We start from the raw sequence: 21,638 nt of genomic DNA, 5'->3' as shown, positions 1-21,638 counted from the left end.
CCTATTTGTGAACTCAATCACAATATAGCGCCGTCAATAACGAGTGATGGAGCCGGGAAACGCCCAATCGGCGTGATAATGGGATGAATGGAACTCAGATTTACATTCACCTGGCTAGCGGCAGACAAACCGTCTGTAGCGGCTGGCGGAGCTCATTTATCGGGCGTCGGAGGACGCGCAGCGGAACAGGCGGGCATGAATCTCCCCTGCACGCTTTTCCCGATGCAACTGCCAGCGGGCAGGCACCTGCGGAGGGCTATCGTGACTGCGAGACTCCACATAGACCCAGGCCTGTGGAGCCAACCAGCCGTGCTGCTCCAGCGACCTGCAGGCAGGCTCGACCAGCCCCAGATCATAGGGTGGATCCACGAACACCAGATCAAAGGGGGTGGCGGGCTGCTGTAGCCATATCAGGGCATCACGGGCCTCAACGCAGGCCCGTTCAGCAAACAACGGCTGCAACTGGCGATCCAGGTCAACGGCGCGCTCTCGCTTTTTCTCGATCAGCGTGGCCGTGGCTGCGCCGCGGCTCAGCGCCTCTGCCCCCAACACTCCGGAACCGGCGAACAGATCAAGCACCCGCAATCCCGGCAACTCGAACTGCAGCCAGTTGAACAGTGTCTCACGCAAGCGATCCGACGACGGGCGCAAATCCCCCCCCTGATCCACAAATTGCAGACGCAGGCCGCGCTGGGCACCTCCGATGATTCGAACCTGCCCTTTGCTGGCGCCCCCCCCGCGCCCTTTATTTTTCGCCATCAACTACGCCGCCTTGTTCACCGGCTTGCAGGTCATCGCCAACGGCCTTCACCTCAGGCGCCTGCGGACCAATACTGATGATAGCCAGATTAGCCGGCACCAAATGACGCTGGAACGCCTCGCGGATGTCATTCGTGGTGACGTTTTGCACCTGCTGGTTGAACCATTGCAGGTAATCCAGGGGCAGATCGTAAAACCCGATGGCGCCCAGCTGGCCAATGATGTCGCTATTATCCGCCGTGCCCAATGCGAAGCTGCCAAGGATACTGGTGCGGGCTTCTTCAAGCTGTGTCTCTGTGGGGCCGCTCTCAACGAAATCATCAATCAACTTAAGGGTCAGACTGAGCGCGTCATCCGCGTTTTCGTTGGCGGTCTTGAACGACACCTGGAACGGCCCACCGGAAGCCATTGCCGAGAAGCCGCTACCAATGCCATACACATACCCCCGCTTCTGGCGGACTTCGTCGGTGAGAATGGAAGCAAAGCCCCCTCCCCCCAGCACCATGTTGCCCACGTAAAGCGCGACGTGATCCGGGTTACCACGCCAGGTGGCCTGATTACCCAGCAAAATATGGGTCTGTGCGGACGGGAAATTGATGTGCTCATGCTTGCGTTCAGTCAGGGCCTGTGCCCGGGACTGTGGCGGTGCGGCGCCTCCCTCGGGCAGTGACTGGCTGATCTGGCCAGCGATCTGCTCTGCCTGTTCCCGGCTGACATCCCCCACCATGGCAATCACGGTGTTACCGGCCGCGTAATAGGTGTTGTAGAACTCGACCAGCTGCTCGCGCGTAATCGCGGGCAGCGTTGCCAGAGTGCCGTCACTGGGCTCACCGTAGGGGTGCCCGGCGAACACCGTAGCCATATAGGCTTTCTTGACCTGGGGGCCAGGCACCTGCTGCTCCATGCGCAGGCCCTGCATCATCTGGGTTCGAATGCGATCCAGCGCATCCTGCGGGAAGCTGGGAGTGGCAATCACCTGGTTGAACAAAGTCAATACCGGATCGCGAAATTCCGGGTCACTGAGGGTGCGCAGTTCCACTACCCCCATATCCCGATAACTGCCCACATCAAACTGCGCTCCGTGGTCTTCAAAACCGCGGGAAATATCGTCCACATTCAAGCCCGCAGCGCCTTCACCCAACAGGGCACTGGTCAGCGAAGACAGCCCTGCAACCCCGTTATCCCGGGAGCTGCCCGCCGCCATTACCAGGCGGACATCCAGCATGGGAAGGGCATCACTGGCGACGAACAGGACCCTGGCGCCCTCCGCCGTTTGCCAGGACTGGATATCCAGTGCCGGCGCCTGGGGCTCACTGGCCGCCACCTGGGCTTCTGTGGTCGGGAACGCGCCCATGCTTTGACAGGCCGATAACAGAACCGCCAGCACAGGCAACAGCGCACCTTTCATTAGTCTCTTCATTGTGTGGCCTCCAGCGTGCTGCGCTGATGCTGCTCGGCAGGCGGAGTCACATACGCGACAGCAAGGCGCTCAGGCACCAGCCATTCCCGCGCCACACGCTGCACTTCTTCTGGCGTCACCCTGGCAAGCTCATCGGCAAACGTCTCTGATAAATCCAGGTTTAAACCCAGCGTACTCAATGTTCCCAGCTCCATGGCCTGCCCCATCACAGAGTCTTTCTCATACACTTGCCCGGCCAGCACACCTGCACGCACCCGGGCCATTTCAGATTCGTCAGGGAGGGTCGTCTGCAGCCGTACGATCTGCTCACGCAAGGCCGCTTCCACCTCCTCAAGGGACACCTCAGGGTTCGGTGCCGCGGAGAGGGTAAAAGTGCCATCTCCACGCTGGATACCGCTGTAGGACGCCCCCGCACCTGCTACCAGTTTCTGTCCACGAACCAGGTCGGTCTCAATCCGCGCGCTCATGCCGCCATCCAGAACTCCCGCCAACATTGTCAGGGCATAGAAATCCTGCTTGTTGTCCGCCGTCACCAGAGACGGCACGTTGTAGAGCATGTACAGGGCAGGCACCTTGACTGGCATGGTCAATGCCAACCGCCGCTCACCAGCCGCCGGCCTGACGGACTGTTCCGGGCGCGGCGGTGTCTCGCCGGCAGGGAGATCAGAGAAAAACCGCTCTACCAACGGCTCCACCTGTTCGCGGCTCACATCCCCGGCTATCACCAGGGTGGCATTGCCTGGCACGTAAAAACGCTGGTACCAGCTGCGGGCCTGCTCTGGCTGCAGTTGGGCCAGCAGTGAGCGCCAGCCGATCACCGGGTGGGCATAACCGGTCCCTGGCCGGGCGATGGCCTGAAATTTCTCCCAGGCGAGAGCATTGGGGTTGTCGTCGGTACGCATGCGGCGCTCTTCGAGGACCACCTGCAGCTCACGATGAAACTCCTCATCGTCAATCTGCAGGCTGCCCAACCGCTCGGCCTCCAGCTCCAGTGCCAACGGCAGGCGGGACGCTTCGTATTGCTGGTAATAGGCGGTGTAGTCGTAACTGGTGAAGGCATTGTCGCTGCCACCGTAACGGGCCACCAGTCGGGAAAAATCGCCCGGCCCCAGATGCTCAGTCCCCTTGAACATCATGTGCTCCAGCACGTGGGCGAGGCCGGTCTCAAAGGGCGCCTCATCAATGCTGCCGGCCTTGAACCACACCATCACGGTAACCACCGGCGCGCGATGATCCTCGCGCACAATCACCTTCATGCCATTATCCAGGGTAAAGCTGTGGGTCGGCGCCGAGGCTCCGGCCACACCCGCCCACAGGGCCAGACACAGGCCCGCGATCCATTTTTTCATGTATTGCCTCTATTGCTGGCGCGTCCCCCACGGTGAAAGCTGCTCACCGCACTCCTTAATGTTAGGATAGCCGCGCGCTCGCGCTGCGAGCGACCACCCTGCAGGCAGGCGCCTTTTGCTGTTACCGGCATAGCATACCGGTTAAGGAGCCTCTAAATAATGCCTTGCATGCTCAGTCTTTCAGGCTGGCCCGCAATCTAGGCGCGCTTTTGAAGGTGTATGTCCATCCATCAAGAAAGCGCAACAACGAGTGCGGGTCAGCCTGGAAGACCCGAAGGGCGCGACCAGGAGCGCACATCTGCTACGCTTGGTCACGCTGAGCACGCAAGGCATTATTCAGAGGCTCCTCAATTGCCCTGCACTTGCAGCCTGATTGTTGAGGAAGGGCTACTCCCTTCGTATCTGGATACGACTGAACATGAGCGACGAAGTTTCCCGCGACGACGATAATTCCAAGCAGGAACCGAAAAAAACCGGCTTCTGGAAACGCATGTTTGTCGGTACTGACGAACAAGACAGCACACCCGAGAGCCAGGGCGGTGAGCGCACACAGGGGGCAGAAACGGTGCCAGAGCCTGCGCCCCCCGTCGTGAGCAATCCCGAACCCGAGGCGACTCCCGCCACCACAACCGTCAATGCCGACAGCAATGATGACGGCGAGGGTTTCTGGGCCCGCATGAAGCAGGGCATGAGCAAGACCCGCAAGGGCCTGGGCAAAGGCCTGGCCGACCTGCTGGTGGGCGCCAAGGAGATCGACGACGAGATCTTCGAGGAAATCGAGACCCAGCTGCTGGTAGCTGATGTGGGTGTAGAAGCCACGGATGTGATCATCCAGGCGCTCACCGACCAGGTAACCCGTGAAGAGCTGGTGGATGCCGATGCGCTATATGAATCGCTGCAGAACGAACTGCGCAAGTTGCTGGAACCGGTCGACCAACCCCTGATCATCGACAGCAGCAAAAAACCCTATGTAATCCTGATGGTGGGCGTCAACGGCGTCGGCAAGACCACCACCATCGGCAAGCTCGCTTGCCGCTTCAAGGCCGAGGGCAAGAGCGTGATGCTGGCCGCCGGCGATACCTTCCGTGCCGCTGCTGTGGAACAGCTACAAGTCTGGGGGGAGCGTAACGATATTCCCGTAGTCGCCCAGCACACCGGCGCCGACTCGGCCTCAGTCGTGTACGACGCCGTTCAGGCGGCCCAGTCCCGCGGGGCCGATGTGCTGATCGCCGACACCGCTGGCCGCCTGCATACCCGCGGCAACCTGATGGACGAGCTGACCAAGGTCACCCGGGTGATGAAGAAACTGATTCCGGATGCCCCTCATGAAGTGCTGCTGGTACTGGATGCCGGCACCGGTCAGAATGCCATCAATCAGGCCGAACAGTTCCGTGATGCCGCCGGCGTGACCGGGTTGGCACTGACCAAGCTCGACGGCACCGCCAAAGGCGGTATCCTGTTCGCCTTGGCCAAACGTACTGGCTTGCCGATTCGTTTTATCGGTGTTGGGGAACGCCTGGAAGACCTGCGACCGTTCCATGCAGAAGAGTTCGTTCAGGCGCTGTTTGAGGATGTGACGGGCTGATCCCACCTCCTCCAGAACACCCTTGACGGGGCGCAGTGTCGCCCCGCAAGGCATGACACAGTCCGAAGGACATCCATGATTCAGTTCGACCGGGTCAGTAAACGCTACCCGAACGGCAAAGACGCGCTCAGCAAGGTCAGTTTTACCCTGCCAGCCGGGCAACTCACCTTTTTGACCGGTCACTCCGGGGCGGGCAAGTCGACCCTGCTGAAACTGATCATGATGATCGAGCGCCCATCCCAGGGGCAGGTGCTGGTGGAAGGCCAGAACCTCAATGGCTTCGGCAACCGCCACATTCCCCTGCTGCGCCGCAAGATCGGCATGGTGCACCAGAACCACCAGTTGCTGTTTGACCGTAGCGTATTCGACAACGTCGCCTTGCCACTGATCATTGCCGGTTATTCCCGCGCCGATATCGGAAAACGGGTACGCGCTGCACTCGACAAGGTCGGACTGCTCGACAAGGAAAAGCTCAACCCGATCATGCTCTCCGGCGGGGAGCAACAACGGGTGGGCATCGCACGCGCGGTTGTCAACAAACCCCCACTGCTGCTCGCCGATGAGCCTACCGGGAACCTGGATCCCGCGCTCTCTGAAGAAATCATGGATCTGTTCCAGGACTTCGCCCGAGTCGGCGTGGCGGTACTGATCGCCACCCACGACCTGAGCCTGATTGCCCGCTATAACCACCGTCTGCTGACCCTCCGCGAGGGCCGCCTGATCCACGATGGCGATGACCGCGATGGCAATGGAACAGGGGATCCTCATGGCCGCTAACAAACGCAATGCCACCCCCATCAAGCCCCGTCGCTCCAAGGCCGAAAAGCCACGCCGCGCGGCTGGAGCCCACAGCGCCAGCACCTCACTGAAGGATCGCCTTGCCAGCTGGCGGGAGCACCACCGGGATTCACTGCGGGACGCTCTACACCGTATCAACCTGAGCCGTGCCAGCAGCACCATGACCATTCTGGTGATTGCCATTGCCCTGTCCCTGCCCGCCGGGCTGGCCGTGCTGCTGGACAATGCCAGGGCCATCACCCGGGGCTGGGATGGCAACGCCCACCTGTCCGTGTTCCTGACCATGGATGTCGAGGAGTCCCGGCAGCGGGATCTGGCCCGGCAATGGGAAGCGCTGGATCACATCCAACGCACGAAAGTGATTACCCGCGAACAGGCGCTGGCCGAATTTCAGGCGCTATCGGGGTTTGGCGACGTACTTGAGGCCCTGCCGGACAACCCCTTGCCCCCTCTTATCGTGGTATTCCCGGACAGTACCGACCCGGTCACCCTGCGGGACCTGGAAAACCGCCTCGCTGCGGAGCCCGGGGTCGACCTGGTGCAACTGGACGTGGAGTGGGTGCGCCGCCTGCATGCCCTGATTGAACTGGGCGAGAGGCTGATCTCGGCCCTTACCCTGGCGCTCGCTGCCGCCGTGGTGCTGGTGGTGGTCAATACCATCCGCTTGGGCATTGAAAGCCGCCGGGACGAAATCGTGGTGGTGAAAATCGTTGGCGGTACCGATGGCTTCGTGCGCCGCCCCTTCCTTTACACCGGGTTCTGCTTTGGTTTTGGCGGCGGGCTGGTCGCCGTGGTCCTGGTCCAGACAGCCCTGTGGTGGCTTGGCGGCCCCATTGACGAACTGCTCGCCCTTTATGAAAGCGAGCAATCACTCACCTCCATGGCCGCATCCAGCCTCATCATCCTGCCCATGTTCAGCGGCATCCTGGGATTGCTGGGGGCGTGGCTGGCAGTCGGTCGCCACCTGGGCGACATCGAACCCAACTTCTGAAAGCAGCTGCGAGCTATGAGCTTCCAGCTGCGAGGCGCGGGGCAGGCCCTGCCAAGCCGCAACGCCTTGCCCGCGAACCATAAAGGCACCAGCGTGAAGTCCGGAACTTTCCGTTCCCGGAGGCCTCTAATAACGTCACAGCTCACAGCTCACAGCTCACAGCTGATAGCTCACAGCTGATAGCTGATAGCTGACCCTAAACCCGCTTCACAGCCTGTTCATGCAAACCCGCTATGCTGTGATCCATCGAAAAAGCTGATTAATCGGAACTTTTTCACCTATTAGCACTCTATGAATTCGAGTGCTAATATCGGGCTCAACTGGTTTAAAAGAGACGTCTTCACAAGGAGACATTGCGCATGACACACCCTACTTCCCAAGCACAGGCGCTCACGCTGGCCGTTCCGGGTAATGACCTGGATGCCTACATGCGAGCCGTTAATGCCGTGCCGGTTCTCAGCGCAGACGACGAACAACGCCTGGCCGAGCAGCTTTACTACGACCAGGACCTGGACGCCGCCCGCAACCTGGTATTGGCGCACCTGCGTTTTGTGGTTCACATTGCCCGTAGCTACACCGGTTACGGACTGCCCCTGGGCGACCTGGTGCAGGAAGGCAACGTGGGCCTGATGAAAGCCGTCAAGCGTTTCGACCCGACCAAGGGCGTACGTCTGGTGAGTTTCGCCGTCCACTGGATCAAGGCCGAAATCCACGAATACGTGATCAAGAACTGGCGCATCGTGAAAGTGGCCACCACCAAGGCCCAGCGCAAGCTGTTCTTCAACCTCCGTGGCCAGAAGAAACGCCTGGGCCGCCTGACGCTGGAAGAAGCTCAGCGAGTGGCCGATGATCTGGGCGTGACCGCCGAGCAGGTGAAGGAAATGGAAGGCCGGCTTGGCGCCTACGACGCCAGCTTCGATGGCCCCACCAATGATGACGACGATAACACCGTGGTCTCCCCGGCCGCCTACCTGCACAGCGACAACAGCGACCCGGCTGACCTGATCGCCGAGCAGGATCAACAACAGCGTGAAACCCGCCAGCTGGGCTCTGCCCTGATGGCACTGGACGACCGCAGCCGCGACATTCTCGAACGCCGCTGGCTGGCCGACCAGAAATCCACGCTGCAGGAACTGGCCGACGAGTACGGCGTATCGGCTGAACGTATTCGCCAGCTGGAAAACAACGCCATCAAGAAACTGCGCAACGCGATTGCCGCATAACGCAACACGCGTACTGCGACAGAACAAAGCCCCTCTCCGAGGGGCTTTTTTGTTATGCATCGCGAATTTCCGTGAAAGGCCCGATTTAACCCCCTCACTTGCCGTAGGTGCGTCGGTTATTCGCTCCGCTCGGTGGCCCACGTCGTTAAAGACTGAGCACGCAAGGAGTTATTCAGAGGTTCCTTAACACAGGGCCCATAGAGAAAAGCCGTCTTTCCTCAGTAGCCCCTGTGCCCTCTGTGGCGAAAATGCTTTTGACCCTGGTCTGGAATCGCGCCGCGAGCGACGCTCCTACGGCAAGTGAGGGGGGTAAATTGGGCCTTTCCCTCAAATCCGCGAAGAACCCTTTTTTGTACCGCGACACGGGCAGTTTTTATGGCACATCTCGAATTCCCGATGCGCCCACACCTTTCCGTAGGAGCGTCGCTCGCGGCGCGATAGCCCAAGAGAGCAATGAGAAAAGACGGTCTTGAGCCGCAACCGGGCTTGACGAGGAATCGACCACTTCCATCCCGCCACGCAGACTCAGCGGCAAGTCGAGGCGTGAGATTGTGCCCGTCAATCCGAGAATTCCGCTACACTATGCAGCCCAAGACGGCACCCGACATCGCCGTCACCTGTGGAGCTTCGCATGAAAACCCTGCTTGTCCTTGGCGCCCTCAACGGCGCACTGGCCGTCATTCTGGGAGCCTTTGGCGCCCATGGCCTGAAAGCTCGCGTGGACGAGTCCATGCTGGCCACCTGGGCCACCGCCAGTGAATACCACTTTTATCACGCTCTGGCGCTGTTGCTGGCAGGACTGCTGGCCAAAGCCTATGGCGTCAGCAATCTGGTCACCGCTGGCTGGGTCATGTTTGCCGGTATGCTGGTCTTCAGTGGTAGCCTGTACATTCTGGTGCTGACCGGGCAAAAGTGGCTTGGCGCCATTACCCCACTGGGTGGCACCGCGTTGATTATCGGCTGGCTGATGCTGGCCTGGTCCCTTTTCAAACACGCTTGATCACGATCATGAACCTCACCGTAAATGGCGATACCCTGACACTGGATGGCAACACCATTACCGACCTGGTTGCCCAACTCGGCCTGACCGGCCGCCGGCTGGCCGTGGAAGTAAACCGGGAAATCATCCCCAAGAGCCAGCACGGCGATGTTGCTCTCAATGAGGGTGACGTGGTGGAGATTGTGCATGCCATCGGCGGCGGTTGACCCCTGCTCGCACACGCCCTGACGTAACCCCTTAACTGTAACGAGGCCCCCATGTCCGATTTACTCACCATTGCCGACAAGACCTACCAATCACGACTGATCATCGGCACGGGTAAATACAAGGATTTCAACGAAACACGCGACGCGATCGAAACCAGTGGGGCGGAAATGGTGACGGTGGCCATTCGCCGGACCAACATTGGCCAGAATGCCGACGAAGAGAATCTGCTCGATTACATTCCGCCGGAAAAATACACCATCCTGCCCAACACCGCCGGTTGCTATACCGCCGAGGAAGCGGTGCGGTGCTGCAAGCTGGCCCGCGAGCTGCTGGACGGTCACGACCTGGTAAAACTGGAAGTCCTGGGCGACCAGAAAACCCTCTACCCCAACATTCCTCACACCCTGAAAGCGGCGCAGGCACTGGTCGACGATGGCTTCAAGGTGATGGTGTACACCAACGACGACCCCATCGTGGCCAAGGAACTGGAAGCCATGGGCTGTGTTGCCGTGATGCCACTGGGCTCGCTGATCGGCTCGGGACTGGGCATCCTCAACCCCCACTACATACAGCTGATCAAGGAAGACGCCAACGTCCCCATCATTGTGGATGCCGGCGTCGGCACCGCCTCCGACGCGGCCTTTGCCATGGAGCTGGGCTGTGATGGTGTACTGCTAAACTCGGCCATTGCCCATGCAGGCAACCCGGTCCTGATGGCATCTGCCATGAGGAAGGCGATCGAAGCCGGGCGGGAGTCGTTCCTGGCAGGGCGCATGCCCCGCAAGGCCTACGCCAGCGCCTCATCGCCCCTGGAAGGTATCAGCCGCTAGCGCTCCCTACCTGCGCGCCTGGAGGTTGCCCGCATACGGGTCTGGGCGCGCGGATTCACCGCGAAACAGCAAAAAAAATGGCATCGCTCCGGGGAAGAGTCGATGCCAGGGGGAAGTATTATCTTGTTGCCATGGGGTAACGCTATCGACTATCCCCCTAACCTGATCAACAACACGTGAACGCCTTTGCGCCCCGCCTTTCTGCTACAATTACGGCCCCACCACTCGCCAGCAGATCACCATGCTCGACTTCATCAAACAGGATAAAGACCCGGAAACCGGCAAGGTCATGCGCAAGGTGCGCAGCTTTGTTCTCCGCGAAGGGCGCCTGACCACAGGTCAGCGCAATGCCCTGGACTCGCTCTGGCCCACCTTTGGTTTGGAGCGTGATGACGGCCTTCTGAACCCGCAGGCCGTATTTGGCCGCGACGCGCCCAGGGTGCTGGAAATCGGCTACGGCATGGGGCAATCCCTTGCCGCCATGGCCAAGGCTGACCCCAGCAAGGATTTCATCGGTATCGAAGTTCACCGACCCGGCGTCGGTGCTCTGCTGATGGAAATCGAGCAGCAGAACCTGTCCAACCTGCGCAGCTACTGTGACGACGCTGTGGAGATTCTGGAACTGTGTATTCCTGACAACAGCCTGGCCCGGGTGCAGTTGTACTTCCCTGACCCCTGGCACAAAAAAAAGCACCATAAACGCCGAATCGTGCAGCCGGCATGGGTCGAGCGGGTGCGTCAGAAGCTGCAGCCCGGAGGGATGCTGCATATGGCAACGGATTGGGAAAACTATGCAGAGCACATGGTGGAAGTGATGAGCCGCATGGAAGGCTTTACCAATCTGGCAGGCAATGCCACCTTCTCCCCCCGTCCTGAGTGGCGCCCTGAAACCAAATTCGAACGCCGCGGCGAGCGACTGGGGCATGGGGTATGGGATCTTTTGTATGAAAAACGCTAACCAATAGATGAATGGTATTTCTACCCCATTTAAGGTATTGAATCTCCCCTGGGCGACTGGTATCTATTATAAAGAGTACTGAAGCATGAGCCGGCTCACACTTTCGGCATGAAAATTTCGAATAAACCAGCCCAAGGGGAACGACAATGATTGAATTCAAAGATGATATCGAAGCAGAACTGGTTGCGGCTGAAACTATTGACCAGCAGGCCGAGCAAACCGTAAACAGCAAGCTGCTGGAAACGGTGTTCAAGCCCACCATGGGAAGCGAAGAAGCAATCTGCATCAACCAGTCCAGAAACATTACTTGCTGATCCGTTTACACTGACAGCAGACAGGCACCCTCTTCGGGTGCCTTTTTATTTTCTATTCCAGCCAGGCCATGCTTGCTTATCGTCTGATCAGGGATACCCTGTACCGTCACGCCCTCGCCTCAGTATCTACCTTGGGGTTATTGGCTTCCTCCCGGGCTCTACAGGCCGGCATCCCATTACTGTTTGCATCACTGGTCTCTCAATTTGATAGCCACGACACAACTGACATTGTGTTCTGGTTACTGGCCGGCTATGTGCTTGCCTCGCTGTCAGTGGTGGTGACAGATGAAGTGAGACAAATTTTGTTTTTACCGCTGATACAGCGGGTTCAACGGCAGTTCATGGCCCAGGCCCTTGCAGCACTGCACGCCAAGACCAACGGTTTCCACTCCCGCCATGCCTCCCCCAAGCTCACCCAGATGTTGACGCGGGCAGCATGGAGCCTGGAATCACTTAGCAGTGTCGGCTTGTTCAATCTTCTGCCTAATGCGCTTTACTGCCTCATCGCAGCCATCATTCTGGGTTGGTCTCAGGGGCTGGCCTTTTTCGCCATTCTTGTTGTCACATTGGCGGTCTATGTGCGTTTTACCATGCACATCGCCGACACCCAAAAAAAGCTCTATGCCCAACGAATCCAGGCCGACAATCAAGTGCACGCAATGATTGGCGACAGTCTGGCAAATCATGAAATCGTACAGCAATTCGAAAACACCGAAAGCGAAAGTCTGCGCCTTCTCTCTCGCCAGCACTCGCTACACCAACACTGGAGAGCACAACAACAGCACCTGTCACGAAGCAAAATCATTCAGTCGCTGATTGTGCATTCCGGGCTTGGGTTGATGCTGTTCCTGACAGTCAGAGACATGCAGAACGGGCACGCCAGCGTAGCGGATCTGGTCATGGTGAATATGTACATGCTTCAGGTGTTTGCCCCGCTTCAAGCGGTAGGGTTGCTGTATACCGCATTCATTCAGGCGAAGACCGACATTCAGAACCTCGAAGTACTGGAGTTGGAGCCCCCTGATCCGGAGGCCGAGGCACCCGCCCCCTCACGGTCAATTTCCATTGAGCATGTCAGCGTGTACAGCGAGGAAGGAGAAAGCCTGCTCAAGGATGTCACGCTGGATGTCACCACAGGCAGCACGGTTGCCATTGTTGGCCAGAGCGGGGCGGGAAAATCCGTTTTAATGAAAGTCCTTGCCGGGGTCATTCACCCTGCCGAAGGGCGGCTTTGTTATGACGGTAACCCGGTCCACGCCAATGGGCGAATGCGGCAGACATTGTACCTCTCACAACGCACAGGTATCTTCAATGACACTCTGGAATACAACATCCGCTTCGCGTCTCCCCTCTGTAGCGATGCTGAGCTTGCTGATGCACTTTCCGCGTGTCGGGTCGACAGCGTCATTGCCCAGCATGACGCCGGCCTGCAAACCCTCTGCGGAGAGGCTGGCGAGCGGCTGTCAGGTGGCGAGCGCCAGCGTGTAGCCCTTGCACGGGCGTGGCTAACCACCAAGCCTGTGCTGATTCTGGATGAAGCCACCTCACAATTGGACCGCATCAACGAAAGCACCATTCTGAAACGCTTTCTGGCACGCCCCCAAGGGGAAACCCGCTTCATCATCACTCATCGCCTGGACAGCATCCGTAATGCCGACTGGATTGTTCTGATGGAAAAGGGGAGCGTGGCGGCACAAGGGACCCATTCCCATCTATTGAATCACTCCCCGCTTTATCGACAACTGCTTGACGCGGCCTCAACTCCCTCGCAGCCCAATGACAGCGAAGATGAACACTGACGCTTTTCAGCGCACCCTCACGGCACGAACGCTGACATTGGCTCAGCACCTTTCCGGCGAATGGTTACAGGCGGATATGAGCGAGAGCGGCGGCAAGACCGCTACGCGACGCCTGCAACGATGGCAGGAAGTACTAGACCGTTTCTCTCCGGGAAGCCTGTCAAAACGACTGCAATGGGATCACTACACTCTGAATGCGGGCAGTCTTCTGGATCGCCTGCGCCCTGGCACACTGCGAGAGAACGTCCCGTGCGCGGCCTGGACGGAAACCGCCTGGGAGATGGCTAATACCATCATGCTGGCGAGCGTTGATATTGAAGGCGCTGCCTTCCTGGATGCCAGCGACCCGATCCCGTTTGAAGCCCTGTTGGCTCCTGTGGTTTCAAGATACCGCGCAACCCTCATAAAAGAGTGCCCCGAATGGTCAAGCCAGTTTTCTCCCCAGGCAAGAGCCGCACTTTGCAGAGAATTGCTCCAACGCCTTTCTGCCAACCTGGCACGTTGCCTTGAACATGAATTCTCCCTGTTCCGGCTGGCATCAACGGCGACGGGCGCCCCGGGGGATGGACTCTACAACCAATTCATCAACAACCTGCGTGACGGCGATATCGCCCCTTTCCTTCTCAAATATGCTTACGCTACCCGGCTGGCCAGCCTCGCTCTTTGTCAGTGGCGAGATAACCAGCTCCAACTGTCATACCATCTTGCAGAGGACAGACACGCGCTGAAACAGCGGTTTGGCATCGCGCCCGACAAACCGGTTACCGCCGTTCGGTGTGGCCTGTCAGATCGTCATCACAACGGACAGAGCGTGATGCGTGTCGAGTTCTCCGCGCATCAGGCGCTGTATTACAAGCCGCGCGAAATGCAACTGGAAAGCTGCATTGCGCAGTTGTGTGAAAAACTGGATACCTCACTAGCTGATATTGTCCCCCCAATGCTGAGCGGTGAGGGACATGGCTGGGCTGCAGAGATCCATGCGCAGACCGGTAACCCCGAACAGTATTATCGGCAAGCTGGCAAAGTAATTTTTGCGGCATGGATGTTCGCTGGCACGGACCTTCACGATGAAAATGTGATGGCGGCTGAACAAGGCCCCGTGATCATCGATGCCGAGATGCTGGCGTCCCCCGTACCACTCGCCACCTCCGGCAGCAGCACAGGTTCGGCGATGACTGGCGCACGGGCCGAAGACGCCACGGTTTTACGTTCAGGCCTGTTGCCACGGTGGCTCTCGTACGGCGATGGCACCGCGATACAGATCAGTGGTATTTCAGCCGGAAAAAAATATCTCACCGACCTGAAGACACACTGCTGGACTCACATTAATACAGATCAAATGGCACTGAAAACCGAGTGGGTTCGGGTTGAAAGCGCCAACAGTAGCGCAGCTCTTCCGCCGCCCTGTGAATATGAGGAAAGCATTATCGCTGGTTTTTCCAGCCTCGTTGGAGCTGCCAGACGCCTGGCTGACTCAACCGCATGGAACCAGCAACTGGGCGAATTACTGGCAGACTGTCAGGTCCGTTTTCTGGTCAGGGATACCACGCTCTACGCCACGCTGGAACAGGCTGTTCGCCACCCCCGTTATTCCCTGACACTGATTGACGCCGAAATTGAGCAGGAGTGTCTGGCCGCGACCTTTCTGAGCCATGACACTTGCCCACACGTATGGCCGTTCCTTGAAGTAGAAAAGCGAGCCCTGCAAAACGGAGACATTCCCCACTTCACTCTGCCAGTAAATGCGACAGCCTGGAACGGTGGCGCCAGCGGCCCTGTCACTCTCTTTTCCCAATCCGGCCTGGATGCCATCAAAGAACGCTTCATGCGGCTATCCGACGCTGAAGTCGCTTTCCAGACCAGTCTGATTAAAGCATGCCTGTTCACTACCCGAAGCGACCCTGAGCCAACAGATCTACCCCTCGCCAGGCAGCGCACGGACAGCACACCGTCAGCCTTGGAAGCGGCGGTTCATATTGGCGATACCCTGCTGAAGATGGCGGTTGCGCAGCCGCAGACGCAAGGGCTCCAGCCAACCTGGATCGCCCCGCAATCCCTTGGCGCCGATCGCCCCAGTACGGTTCGGGCGCTCGGCGCCAGCCTTTACGATGGGCAGGCCGGGATGGGATTGTTCTTTGCCGCTCTGGCACAACGAACCCAAGCGTCACGGTTTTACCAGCTCAGCGAAAATATCTTTACCGGCCTACTCGACAGTGCTGCTACGTGGAGCGAAGAACTTGATAATCGCCACGGAGGCCTGGTTGGTCGTACCGCTCTTTTATTTGCCTTGCAACACGCCCTGCAACTGATTGAGATGCCCACGCTCAAAACGGGCCTGGCAACCTTGCGTAACGGCATTTCCTCAGCGCAATTTCGTCCGTCAGGCAGCAGCGCGGACTGGATCAGTGGGTTGGCTGGCGCCAGTGTCGCCATGCGCACCAACCTGCCAGCACCACAGCCAATGCCATTGGCAGAGTTACTCCGTCAGTGTGTGATGACCGGGCCTCCTGCCAGGCTGGTCGGCTGGCCCGATCACGGCCGCTACGATGACAACAACCCCGCCGCATTTCAGACAGGCGCAGGACATGGCATAGCCGGCCCCTTGACTGCACTCTGTCAGTTGCTGGATGCCTTCCCGGGCGTAGCACAGGCTGATCATGCGCTTCGCACGATAACGAAGTGTGTGGAATTCCTGGATCACCAGTGGATCCCTGAAAAGCGCAATTGGAAGGTATCTGCTGAGCAGGACGCACCTGCCGACAGTGATGGCTGGGCCCACGGTGCAGCCGGAATCCTCATTGCCCTCGACCGGGTAAAGAAACTGACCGGAACTTTCAGCCCGACGGCCGAGTTGGCCCTGCAACGTTTGCGTGACCGGCCACTCATGCAATGGGATCATCTCTCCATGGGAAACTGCGGACTGATCGACATGTGGCTGCTTCTGGGCGAGCCACAAACGGCAGGCCATCTGGCATCACGAATGTTACAGCGCCATCAGTCCCAGCTCAGCTGGACAATTCCCGGAGGGGAGAGCATGCAGCCGGGGATGATGACGGGGATGGCTGGCATCGGCTATACCCTCCTCAGACTGGAACAGCCGGATCGGCTACCTTCACTACTGGTGCTGGATAAGGAATGACCATGCTACAGTACAACCCTGACAAGCTACTGGTCTCTATCCATATCCCGAAATGCGCAGGAACCAGCTTTACGACCTGCCTGAGAAGTGTTTTCAAGGATCGACTCTTTCTGCATTATCCCGACGATCCCGAGGGCCCTCCGGAGAGAGCGGCAGCCCAGCAAAACGCCTGTGTCCATGGGCATTTTTATCATCATCAGTGGGCCATTGGGGCTCTCGATTACTATCCTGATGCCACCCAGTTCATTACCATGCTGCGCGACCCCATGGAAATGGTTTTGTCCGGCTATTATTTCCGTCGCAGGCTGGGCGATCTTGGCCAAATTGACGTAGAAAAATATCTGGAAGACACCCTTAAAAACCCAAAAATATTCAATTATCTCGGGCTTCCTTTCGACCTGTGGAGCGCCAGCGAGCAACACATTCAGGGCTGGCTCGAGCAACGCTTTCTGTGGATTGGACTCACCGAGCGGTTTGCTGACTCCCTGGAGCTTCTGGCGGTAAAGCTGGGGAAGCCAACCCCTTCGATCCCGTTTGAAAACACCAGCCCAAGAGAAGAAAACATTATCGACCTTGCTCATTACCGGGAACAATTCCGGGCACGCTTTCATCGGGAATTTGCCCTGTATGATTATGCAAGCCGCCGACTGGACTGGGAGCTTGATAAGTCATGATGAATCTTCAGCAGGCAACCCAAACATTACGAGAGAAGGGCGTCGTGGTTTTCCCCGGCCTCTATGCTGACCGTTCCATGGCGCTGGCAGAGGAGCACCATCGCTGTTTTTCCGAATCTCTGGCAGGCCTCAAACTCGCCCCCCCCATGGATGGCGAAAAAATTCTTCCCGCCCGAGCGATTGATTTGCTCAATCATCAACTGACAACACTGCATCAATGCCTTTTCCCTGACTGGTTTCGCCAGCTTGGAGAACTGTATTTTCAATGCCGTGACAGCCGGAATGATTTCGCCTCAATTTGCGAAGATACGTATAAACATGATCGCCGGGGGGCCGGCAATCATCACCCCCACTGGGATCCAACACTTTCTCTTCGCTTGATGATTTATGTGTCCGATGTAACAACAAACAATGGTGCCATTCAGGTGAAGTCAGGCACTCACTATCGCAATCACAGGACCCGGCTTGAACAATGGAAGAATCAGGTTAGCTATCAGGACCCGTGTCTATGCAGTGGCGCCAATCTTCCCTACGAAAACATTGAAGGATGCGCCGGAACCGCCATCGTTTTTGACGTTTCCGTCACACACCGCAAGGGAATCGTCGGCAGAGAGGCTCAACGCAGCGTCGCGTTTTCCCATATCCATTCGCCGCTGGCCCAACTCCAGCTGGCGGGAACACCCTTTGGCTCTATCCCGCAATCCTTACTGTGGCCCCATGGAAAACCCGATGATCAGTAACGAACAAAAACTGAACCGTCTGAAAGCACTGGCCAGTTACGCCGACTGGCTTCATCCGGAAGAGCTTTCTCTCTCGGCCTTTGATGGTGATCACGAGCGAGCCTGTTTCCTGGAAAAACAAAGCAGAGTCAGCAACGACTATCAGCCCTTCAACCTGCTGATGGGGCGCAATGCGTACTATCAGTGCCGGACCCAGATGCCAACCAACCTCATTATTGGGCGGCACAGCTCCATCAGCGCCCTGGCCACTCTCGGCGCAGTCAGCCACAACGTTGACATGCTGACAACCGGGATGCTGGATCTGGAGCAGGAAATGGGCGGAGAGATGGGCCCGGAGGATATTTACCGGGCTGGCGTTTACCCCACTGTGATCGGGTGTGATGTCTGGGTCGGCCACAATGCGGTCATACTGCAAGGCATTTGCGTTGGTCATGGCGCCTGCATTGCAGCCGGCGCCGTCGTCACCGAGAACGTTCCCCCCTATGCCATTGTAGGCGGCATCCCTGCCAGAGTGTTGAAATACCGCTTCGACGAAGCGACACGTGAGGCTCTGATCGCCAGCCGCTGGTGGGAACTTCCGCAGCATATTGTCCGCACCTTGCCACGCAAAGATGTGGCCAAGGCGCTGGCCATTGCCAACGCGTACTGGCAATCATGACTACGCTCGATCCACTGATTCGCCGTGAGCATGCTCGCTTGCTGGAAAGTGTTCGGCGGGCAAATGTTATTCGCGAACCTTTTCCTCACACCATCATCGATGGGGCACTGTCCTCGGAATTCATTTTGCAGGCGTATCAATGCCTGCCCGGGAAAGCACAATTCAGTGATGCCGGACATGGACTACTGGCGTTCCAGATCTGGGACAAAAGTGAAGAACTGGCGCAATGGCAGAGTCGGCGTAAAGTCTTCTGGCAACACTGCAACGATGCGCTTTTTGATGATGTTGTCGCGACCGCGATCCATACGTTGTTCGCCCCAGCAAGACAGTCATTATACCAGCGCCTCTTTGGGCATCGTGCAGACAGCATGCAAGACCTGATTCAGCTGCAACCCTGGGCAACCAGTGGCGCCCTGAATATTCGTGCTGCGGGCAGCACCTTGCCAACACATATGGATTGGCCCAATCGACTCTACAGCCTGATCCTCTATCTTGATCCGGAACAAACCGCCTTGCCGGATTGGGGCACCAGGCTGTTTCGTGGACCACAAATCATTGGCCGCGAAGGGGTAGAGATCATGGCCAAGCGCGCGCCGGATCATGTGAAATCCTGCGCTCCGGAGGCGGCCACGCTGATTCCATTTCAGCCAGGGCGGATTGCCATTTTCATGAATACCCCCTGGTCTTACCATGGCGCACGGGTTCAGGCGCAAGGAAATGCCTCTCGCTGGTGCCTGGTCAAAGGCATCAACATGACGCTCGAATCCACAGAACAACTCTTTGGCTTACCCCCCGAGCTTACCTAGCCCCCCTTTTTTCCCGCACGCCACACCTGAGCCTCAGGTAATGCCGGAAAACAGAAGAAAACCCCATCACCCGGGAAAGCAATCCTGTTAGCGCAAGCCGTCGTATAGTGAAAACATCAAGAAAGGATAGGCCGCCGGGAATCATCACATTGCGGCTTGAGGTCTCCGTCATGTGCTCCATACCTTGGCACTGACGATGTTGGCCAGCACCAGGCTGGCCAACATCAACGACAGAGAGGATCGGATCTAGGCCGGTATCACCAGAAACGGCGAGACCAGTGACAAGGACATCAGCGGAAGTAGCCTTCTAATCCCAGGCTGATGCTGTCGTACTCGAGCTCATCGCCACGCTCATCCTCGAAGCGGTACAAGGTATAGCCCGCAACGACACCGGCCTTGCCCTGATTGAACAGAAACTTGCCGCGCACACCATAAAAAAAGTCACTCCCTTCACTGGAGGCTCTGGAAGTGCCCGATGCGGTTCGAGTAGTGGACTCTCCATCCCACCGTTGCAGTCCCAATGTGCCACCGAGGTACACGGTATCCGCTACAGGGAACATCAGATCCGCAGCCAGATACAGGCCATCGGCATCCACTTCATACTCTCCGATTTTTGCTCCACCGAAGCTGACCTCACCTGCCTGCTCACCAAATTTCCGGTAGCCCAGGCGTACAGATGAGGCTCCGCCGAAGGCAAACCCGACATACAGGTCCGCCCCTGTGTTGGCGCCATCATCATCAACATTGAAGCCCGAACCCAGCTCGTCTTCGAGCTCGTCCGCGAAGTTACCGGTATCGATCCCTACTCCTGCCCCAACCATCAAACCCCGGCTCGGGCTTTCTTCGGCCCAGACACCACTCGCTGCCAATGAGCAAAGCATAACCACTAACGTCTTCTTCATTTTTCCCCCAGAAAGGATGACAAACAAACCACTCACCTTAGCGCAAAATAGCAACGCAGGCAGTCTCCCCATATAGCTTTAGGATATTACTTACACGGTTTTAAGCGATATCGCACAAAGGACCCCTGCTGCTCCCATACCCCCCAGCACCACAAGCGCCCAATCATTTCCCAGCGTCGCCACCGCCGCACTGAACACACCAACCACCAGCAGCAAAACCCCGATCACGGTATTACTGACGGCCGTGTAATCTGTTCGCTTGGTTCCCCCTGCCATATCCACCATATAGGTCTTGCGTCCGATACGAACACCTGCATGTGCGATAGCGAGAACAAAAAACGCGCCCGGATAGAACCAGTGCACCCCATCTGGCTGCCAGCCGGATAGTGACAGCCCACCCGCGCCAAGGCATACCAGCGCCGCCAAAGCGCCACCACGGATCATCACCGCACGACTGGAGCTGTCGGCCATGTAGCCCCACACTGTTGCACTTACTGCGCTGGCCAAGCTCGATGCCAGCACGAAGCTACCCAGCATCAGTGCCAGCTCTGACTGATCTTGAGCCAGCAGCACAAGGAAAGGGGATGCCAACGAAGAGGCCATCAACAAGGCGCGGGCAAGCACGAAACGTCGAAATGGACGATCTGTTTTCAGCAACGACAGGCTAGCCCAAGCCTCTTTAAGGGCATTACTGCCACCCTCACTGGCTCCGGGGTATTCATCCACCCGCCAGAACACCAGGGCAGCAACCAACCAGGCCACGCCGGCCCCCGCCAACAACGCACTGTAGAACAGCATGGATGGGTCGCTATCGCCGCGAAACAGCAGCAGTGTCAGCGCAAACGTCAGCGCACCGGACAAGGTGGCGGATAACCCGGTGAGGCGCCCCCGCCGTGATTTGGGGATGCACTTGCCCTGCACATCCTTCATGGCCACCGAGCAGAAGCCACGGCTAATACTGAACAGCACCAACAGGCCGATTACCCCAAGTCCCGCCTGCAAACCGTCCAGCCACCACACCACCGCTGCCATGCCAAGCACAGCCACCCCCTGCAGAGCAGCCCCCAGCACCCAAAAGCCCTTTCGCACCGGGTAGCGGCGTACCAGGGCACCAATCATCAATTGCGGGATCAGTGACCCAGACTCACGAATCGGCACCAACAACCCCGCCAGAGAAGCAGGCGCCCCGACGGCACCGATCAACCACGCCAGCACCGTTTTCGGATTGATCAGCAGATCACCGATCTTGGTCAGAGTATTGGCACTGATGATACGAAAGAAGTTACCCGGTACCTCCCGGCAGGCCGCATCCGAAATGTCGGTACAGGTGCGGGCATCCTCATCATTGGCAACTTTCTGATAAAGGGTATCGAGCAATTTGTCGGATGCCATAGAAGATGGTCCCTTCCCGTTTCCACAAAGGGCCATGTTACCACGGCCGGTTACCGGTCCTGCATTGCGCCCCCACCGGTCGAGCTTTAGACTT

At 58.1% G+C, this 21,638-nt stretch carries 20 protein-coding genes; 15 read left to right on the top strand and 5 right to left on the bottom strand.

Annotated features, from left to right (window positions below; all coding sequences use genetic code 11):
* Positions 1-156: 156 nt before the first annotated feature.
* Genes rsmD through A15D_RS01660 form a run of 3 tightly spaced genes read right to left on the bottom strand, consistent with a single transcriptional unit; the run spans position 157 to position 3,528 of the window.
* Entirely contained in the window at positions 157-759 is a 603-nt protein-coding gene (rsmD, locus tag A15D_RS01670) for a 16S rRNA (guanine(966)-N(2))-methyltransferase RsmD (RefSeq protein WP_022985700.1), read from the bottom strand.
* Positions 746-2,179 carry a pitrilysin family protein gene (locus A15D_RS01665; RefSeq protein ID WP_102790498.1) on the bottom strand — a complete coding sequence of 478 codons (1,434 nt, stop codon included), beginning with the start codon at positions 2,177-2,179 and terminating at the stop codon, positions 746-748. The genes rsmD and A15D_RS01665 overlap by 14 nt, the downstream gene beginning before the upstream one ends.
* Positions 2,176-3,528 carry a pitrilysin family protein gene (locus A15D_RS01660; RefSeq protein ID WP_102790497.1) on the bottom strand — a complete coding sequence of 451 codons (1,353 nt, stop codon included), beginning with the start codon at positions 3,526-3,528 and terminating at the stop codon, positions 2,176-2,178. The genes A15D_RS01665 and A15D_RS01660 overlap by 4 nt, the downstream gene beginning before the upstream one ends.
* Positions 3,529-3,946: 418 nt before the next feature.
* On the opposite strand from A15D_RS01660, the gene ftsY reads away from it, so the two are divergent.
* The 15 genes from ftsY (at position 3,947) to A15D_RS01590 (ending at position 19,250) form a co-directional block, all read left to right on the top strand.
* Positions 3,947-5,113 carry a signal recognition particle-docking protein FtsY gene (gene ftsY, locus A15D_RS01655; protein ID WP_102790496.1) on the top strand — a complete coding sequence of 389 codons (1,167 nt, stop codon included), beginning with the start codon at positions 3,947-3,949 and terminating at the stop codon, positions 5,111-5,113.
* Positions 5,114-5,188: 75 nt separating this feature from the next.
* Entirely contained in the window at positions 5,189-5,890 is a 702-nt protein-coding gene (gene ftsE, locus A15D_RS01650) for a cell division ATP-binding protein FtsE (RefSeq protein ID WP_022985704.1), read from the top strand.
* Entirely contained in the window at positions 5,880-6,902 is a 1,023-nt protein-coding gene (ftsX, locus tag A15D_RS01645) for a permease-like cell division protein FtsX (protein WP_233191998.1), read from the top strand. The genes ftsE and ftsX overlap by 11 nt, the downstream gene beginning before the upstream one ends.
* A gap of 359 nt (positions 6,903-7,261) precedes the next feature.
* Complete coding sequence (gene rpoH, locus A15D_RS01640) at positions 7,262-8,125, top strand: RNA polymerase sigma factor RpoH (protein ID WP_102790494.1); 864 nt, start codon at positions 7,262-7,264, stop codon at positions 8,123-8,125.
* 631 nt (positions 8,126-8,756) lie between these two features.
* The gene (locus tag A15D_RS01635) at positions 8,757-9,125 is read left to right on the top strand and encodes a DUF423 domain-containing protein (RefSeq protein ID WP_022985707.1); all 369 of its coding nucleotides are present in this window, start codon (positions 8,757-8,759) and stop codon (positions 9,123-9,125) included.
* 8 nt (positions 9,126-9,133) lie between these two features.
* Positions 9,134-9,331 carry a sulfur carrier protein ThiS gene (gene thiS, locus A15D_RS01630; protein WP_022985708.1) on the top strand — a complete coding sequence of 66 codons (198 nt, stop codon included), beginning with the start codon at positions 9,134-9,136 and terminating at the stop codon, positions 9,329-9,331.
* Between the two features lie 51 nt (positions 9,332-9,382).
* Positions 9,383-10,162 carry a thiazole synthase gene (locus A15D_RS01625; protein WP_022985709.1) on the top strand — a complete coding sequence of 260 codons (780 nt, stop codon included), beginning with the start codon at positions 9,383-9,385 and terminating at the stop codon, positions 10,160-10,162.
* A 241-nt stretch (positions 10,163-10,403) separates the two neighbouring features.
* Entirely contained in the window at positions 10,404-11,120 is a 717-nt protein-coding gene (gene trmB, locus A15D_RS01620) for a tRNA (guanosine(46)-N7)-methyltransferase TrmB (RefSeq protein ID WP_022985710.1), read from the top strand.
* A gap of 146 nt (positions 11,121-11,266) precedes the next feature.
* A complete protein-coding gene (locus tag A15D_RS17225; RefSeq protein ID WP_022985711.1) occupies positions 11,267-11,434 on the top strand; it encodes a hypothetical protein in 168 nt (55 codons plus the stop codon).
* 68 nt (positions 11,435-11,502) lie between these two features.
* Positions 11,503-13,233 (top strand): ABC transporter ATP-binding protein, encoded by a 1,731-nt coding sequence (locus tag A15D_RS01615; protein WP_022985712.1) that lies wholly within the window; start codon positions 11,503-11,505, stop codon positions 13,231-13,233.
* Positions 13,223-16,372: a type 2 lanthipeptide synthetase LanM gene (gene lanM / locus A15D_RS01610; RefSeq protein WP_158245773.1), complete on the top strand. Its 3,150-nt coding sequence runs from the start codon at positions 13,223-13,225 to the stop codon at positions 16,370-16,372. Before A15D_RS01615 ends, lanM begins: the two co-directional genes overlap by 11 nt.
* Positions 16,369-17,046, top strand: coding sequence for a sulfotransferase family 2 domain-containing protein (locus A15D_RS01605; RefSeq protein WP_102790492.1), 678 nt, complete (start codon positions 16,369-16,371; stop codon positions 17,044-17,046). The genes lanM and A15D_RS01605 overlap by 4 nt, the downstream gene beginning before the upstream one ends.
* Positions 17,043-17,786 carry a phytanoyl-CoA dioxygenase family protein gene (locus A15D_RS17120; RefSeq protein WP_022985715.1) on the top strand — a complete coding sequence of 248 codons (744 nt, stop codon included), beginning with the start codon at positions 17,043-17,045 and terminating at the stop codon, positions 17,784-17,786. Before A15D_RS01605 ends, A15D_RS17120 begins: the two co-directional genes overlap by 4 nt.
* Positions 17,776-18,444, top strand: coding sequence for a CatB-related O-acetyltransferase (locus A15D_RS17495; protein WP_022985716.1), 669 nt, complete (start codon positions 17,776-17,778; stop codon positions 18,442-18,444). The genes A15D_RS17120 and A15D_RS17495 overlap by 11 nt, the downstream gene beginning before the upstream one ends.
* Complete coding sequence (locus tag A15D_RS01590) at positions 18,441-19,250, top strand: hypothetical protein (protein WP_022985717.1); 810 nt, start codon at positions 18,441-18,443, stop codon at positions 19,248-19,250. The genes A15D_RS17495 and A15D_RS01590 overlap by 4 nt, the downstream gene beginning before the upstream one ends.
* A gap of 290 nt (positions 19,251-19,540) precedes the next feature.
* On the opposite strand, the gene A15D_RS01585 is transcribed toward A15D_RS01590, so the two are convergent.
* On the bottom strand, positions 19,541-20,152 hold the full coding sequence (locus A15D_RS01585; RefSeq protein ID WP_031226603.1) for an outer membrane beta-barrel protein: 612 nt from the start codon (positions 20,150-20,152) through the stop codon (positions 19,541-19,543).
* Positions 20,153-20,242: 90 nt separating this feature from the next.
* On the bottom strand, positions 20,243-21,544 hold the full coding sequence (locus tag A15D_RS01580; protein WP_022985719.1) for an MFS transporter: 1,302 nt from the start codon (positions 21,542-21,544) through the stop codon (positions 20,243-20,245).
* Between the last annotated feature and the right edge of the window lie 94 nt (positions 21,545-21,638).

Source organism: Alcanivorax sp. MD8A, assembly GCF_002888555.1.
Taxonomy (GTDB): Bacteria; Pseudomonadota; Gammaproteobacteria; order Pseudomonadales; family Alcanivoracaceae; genus Alcanivorax.
This window is presented reverse-complemented; position numbering and strand designations above follow the sequence as displayed.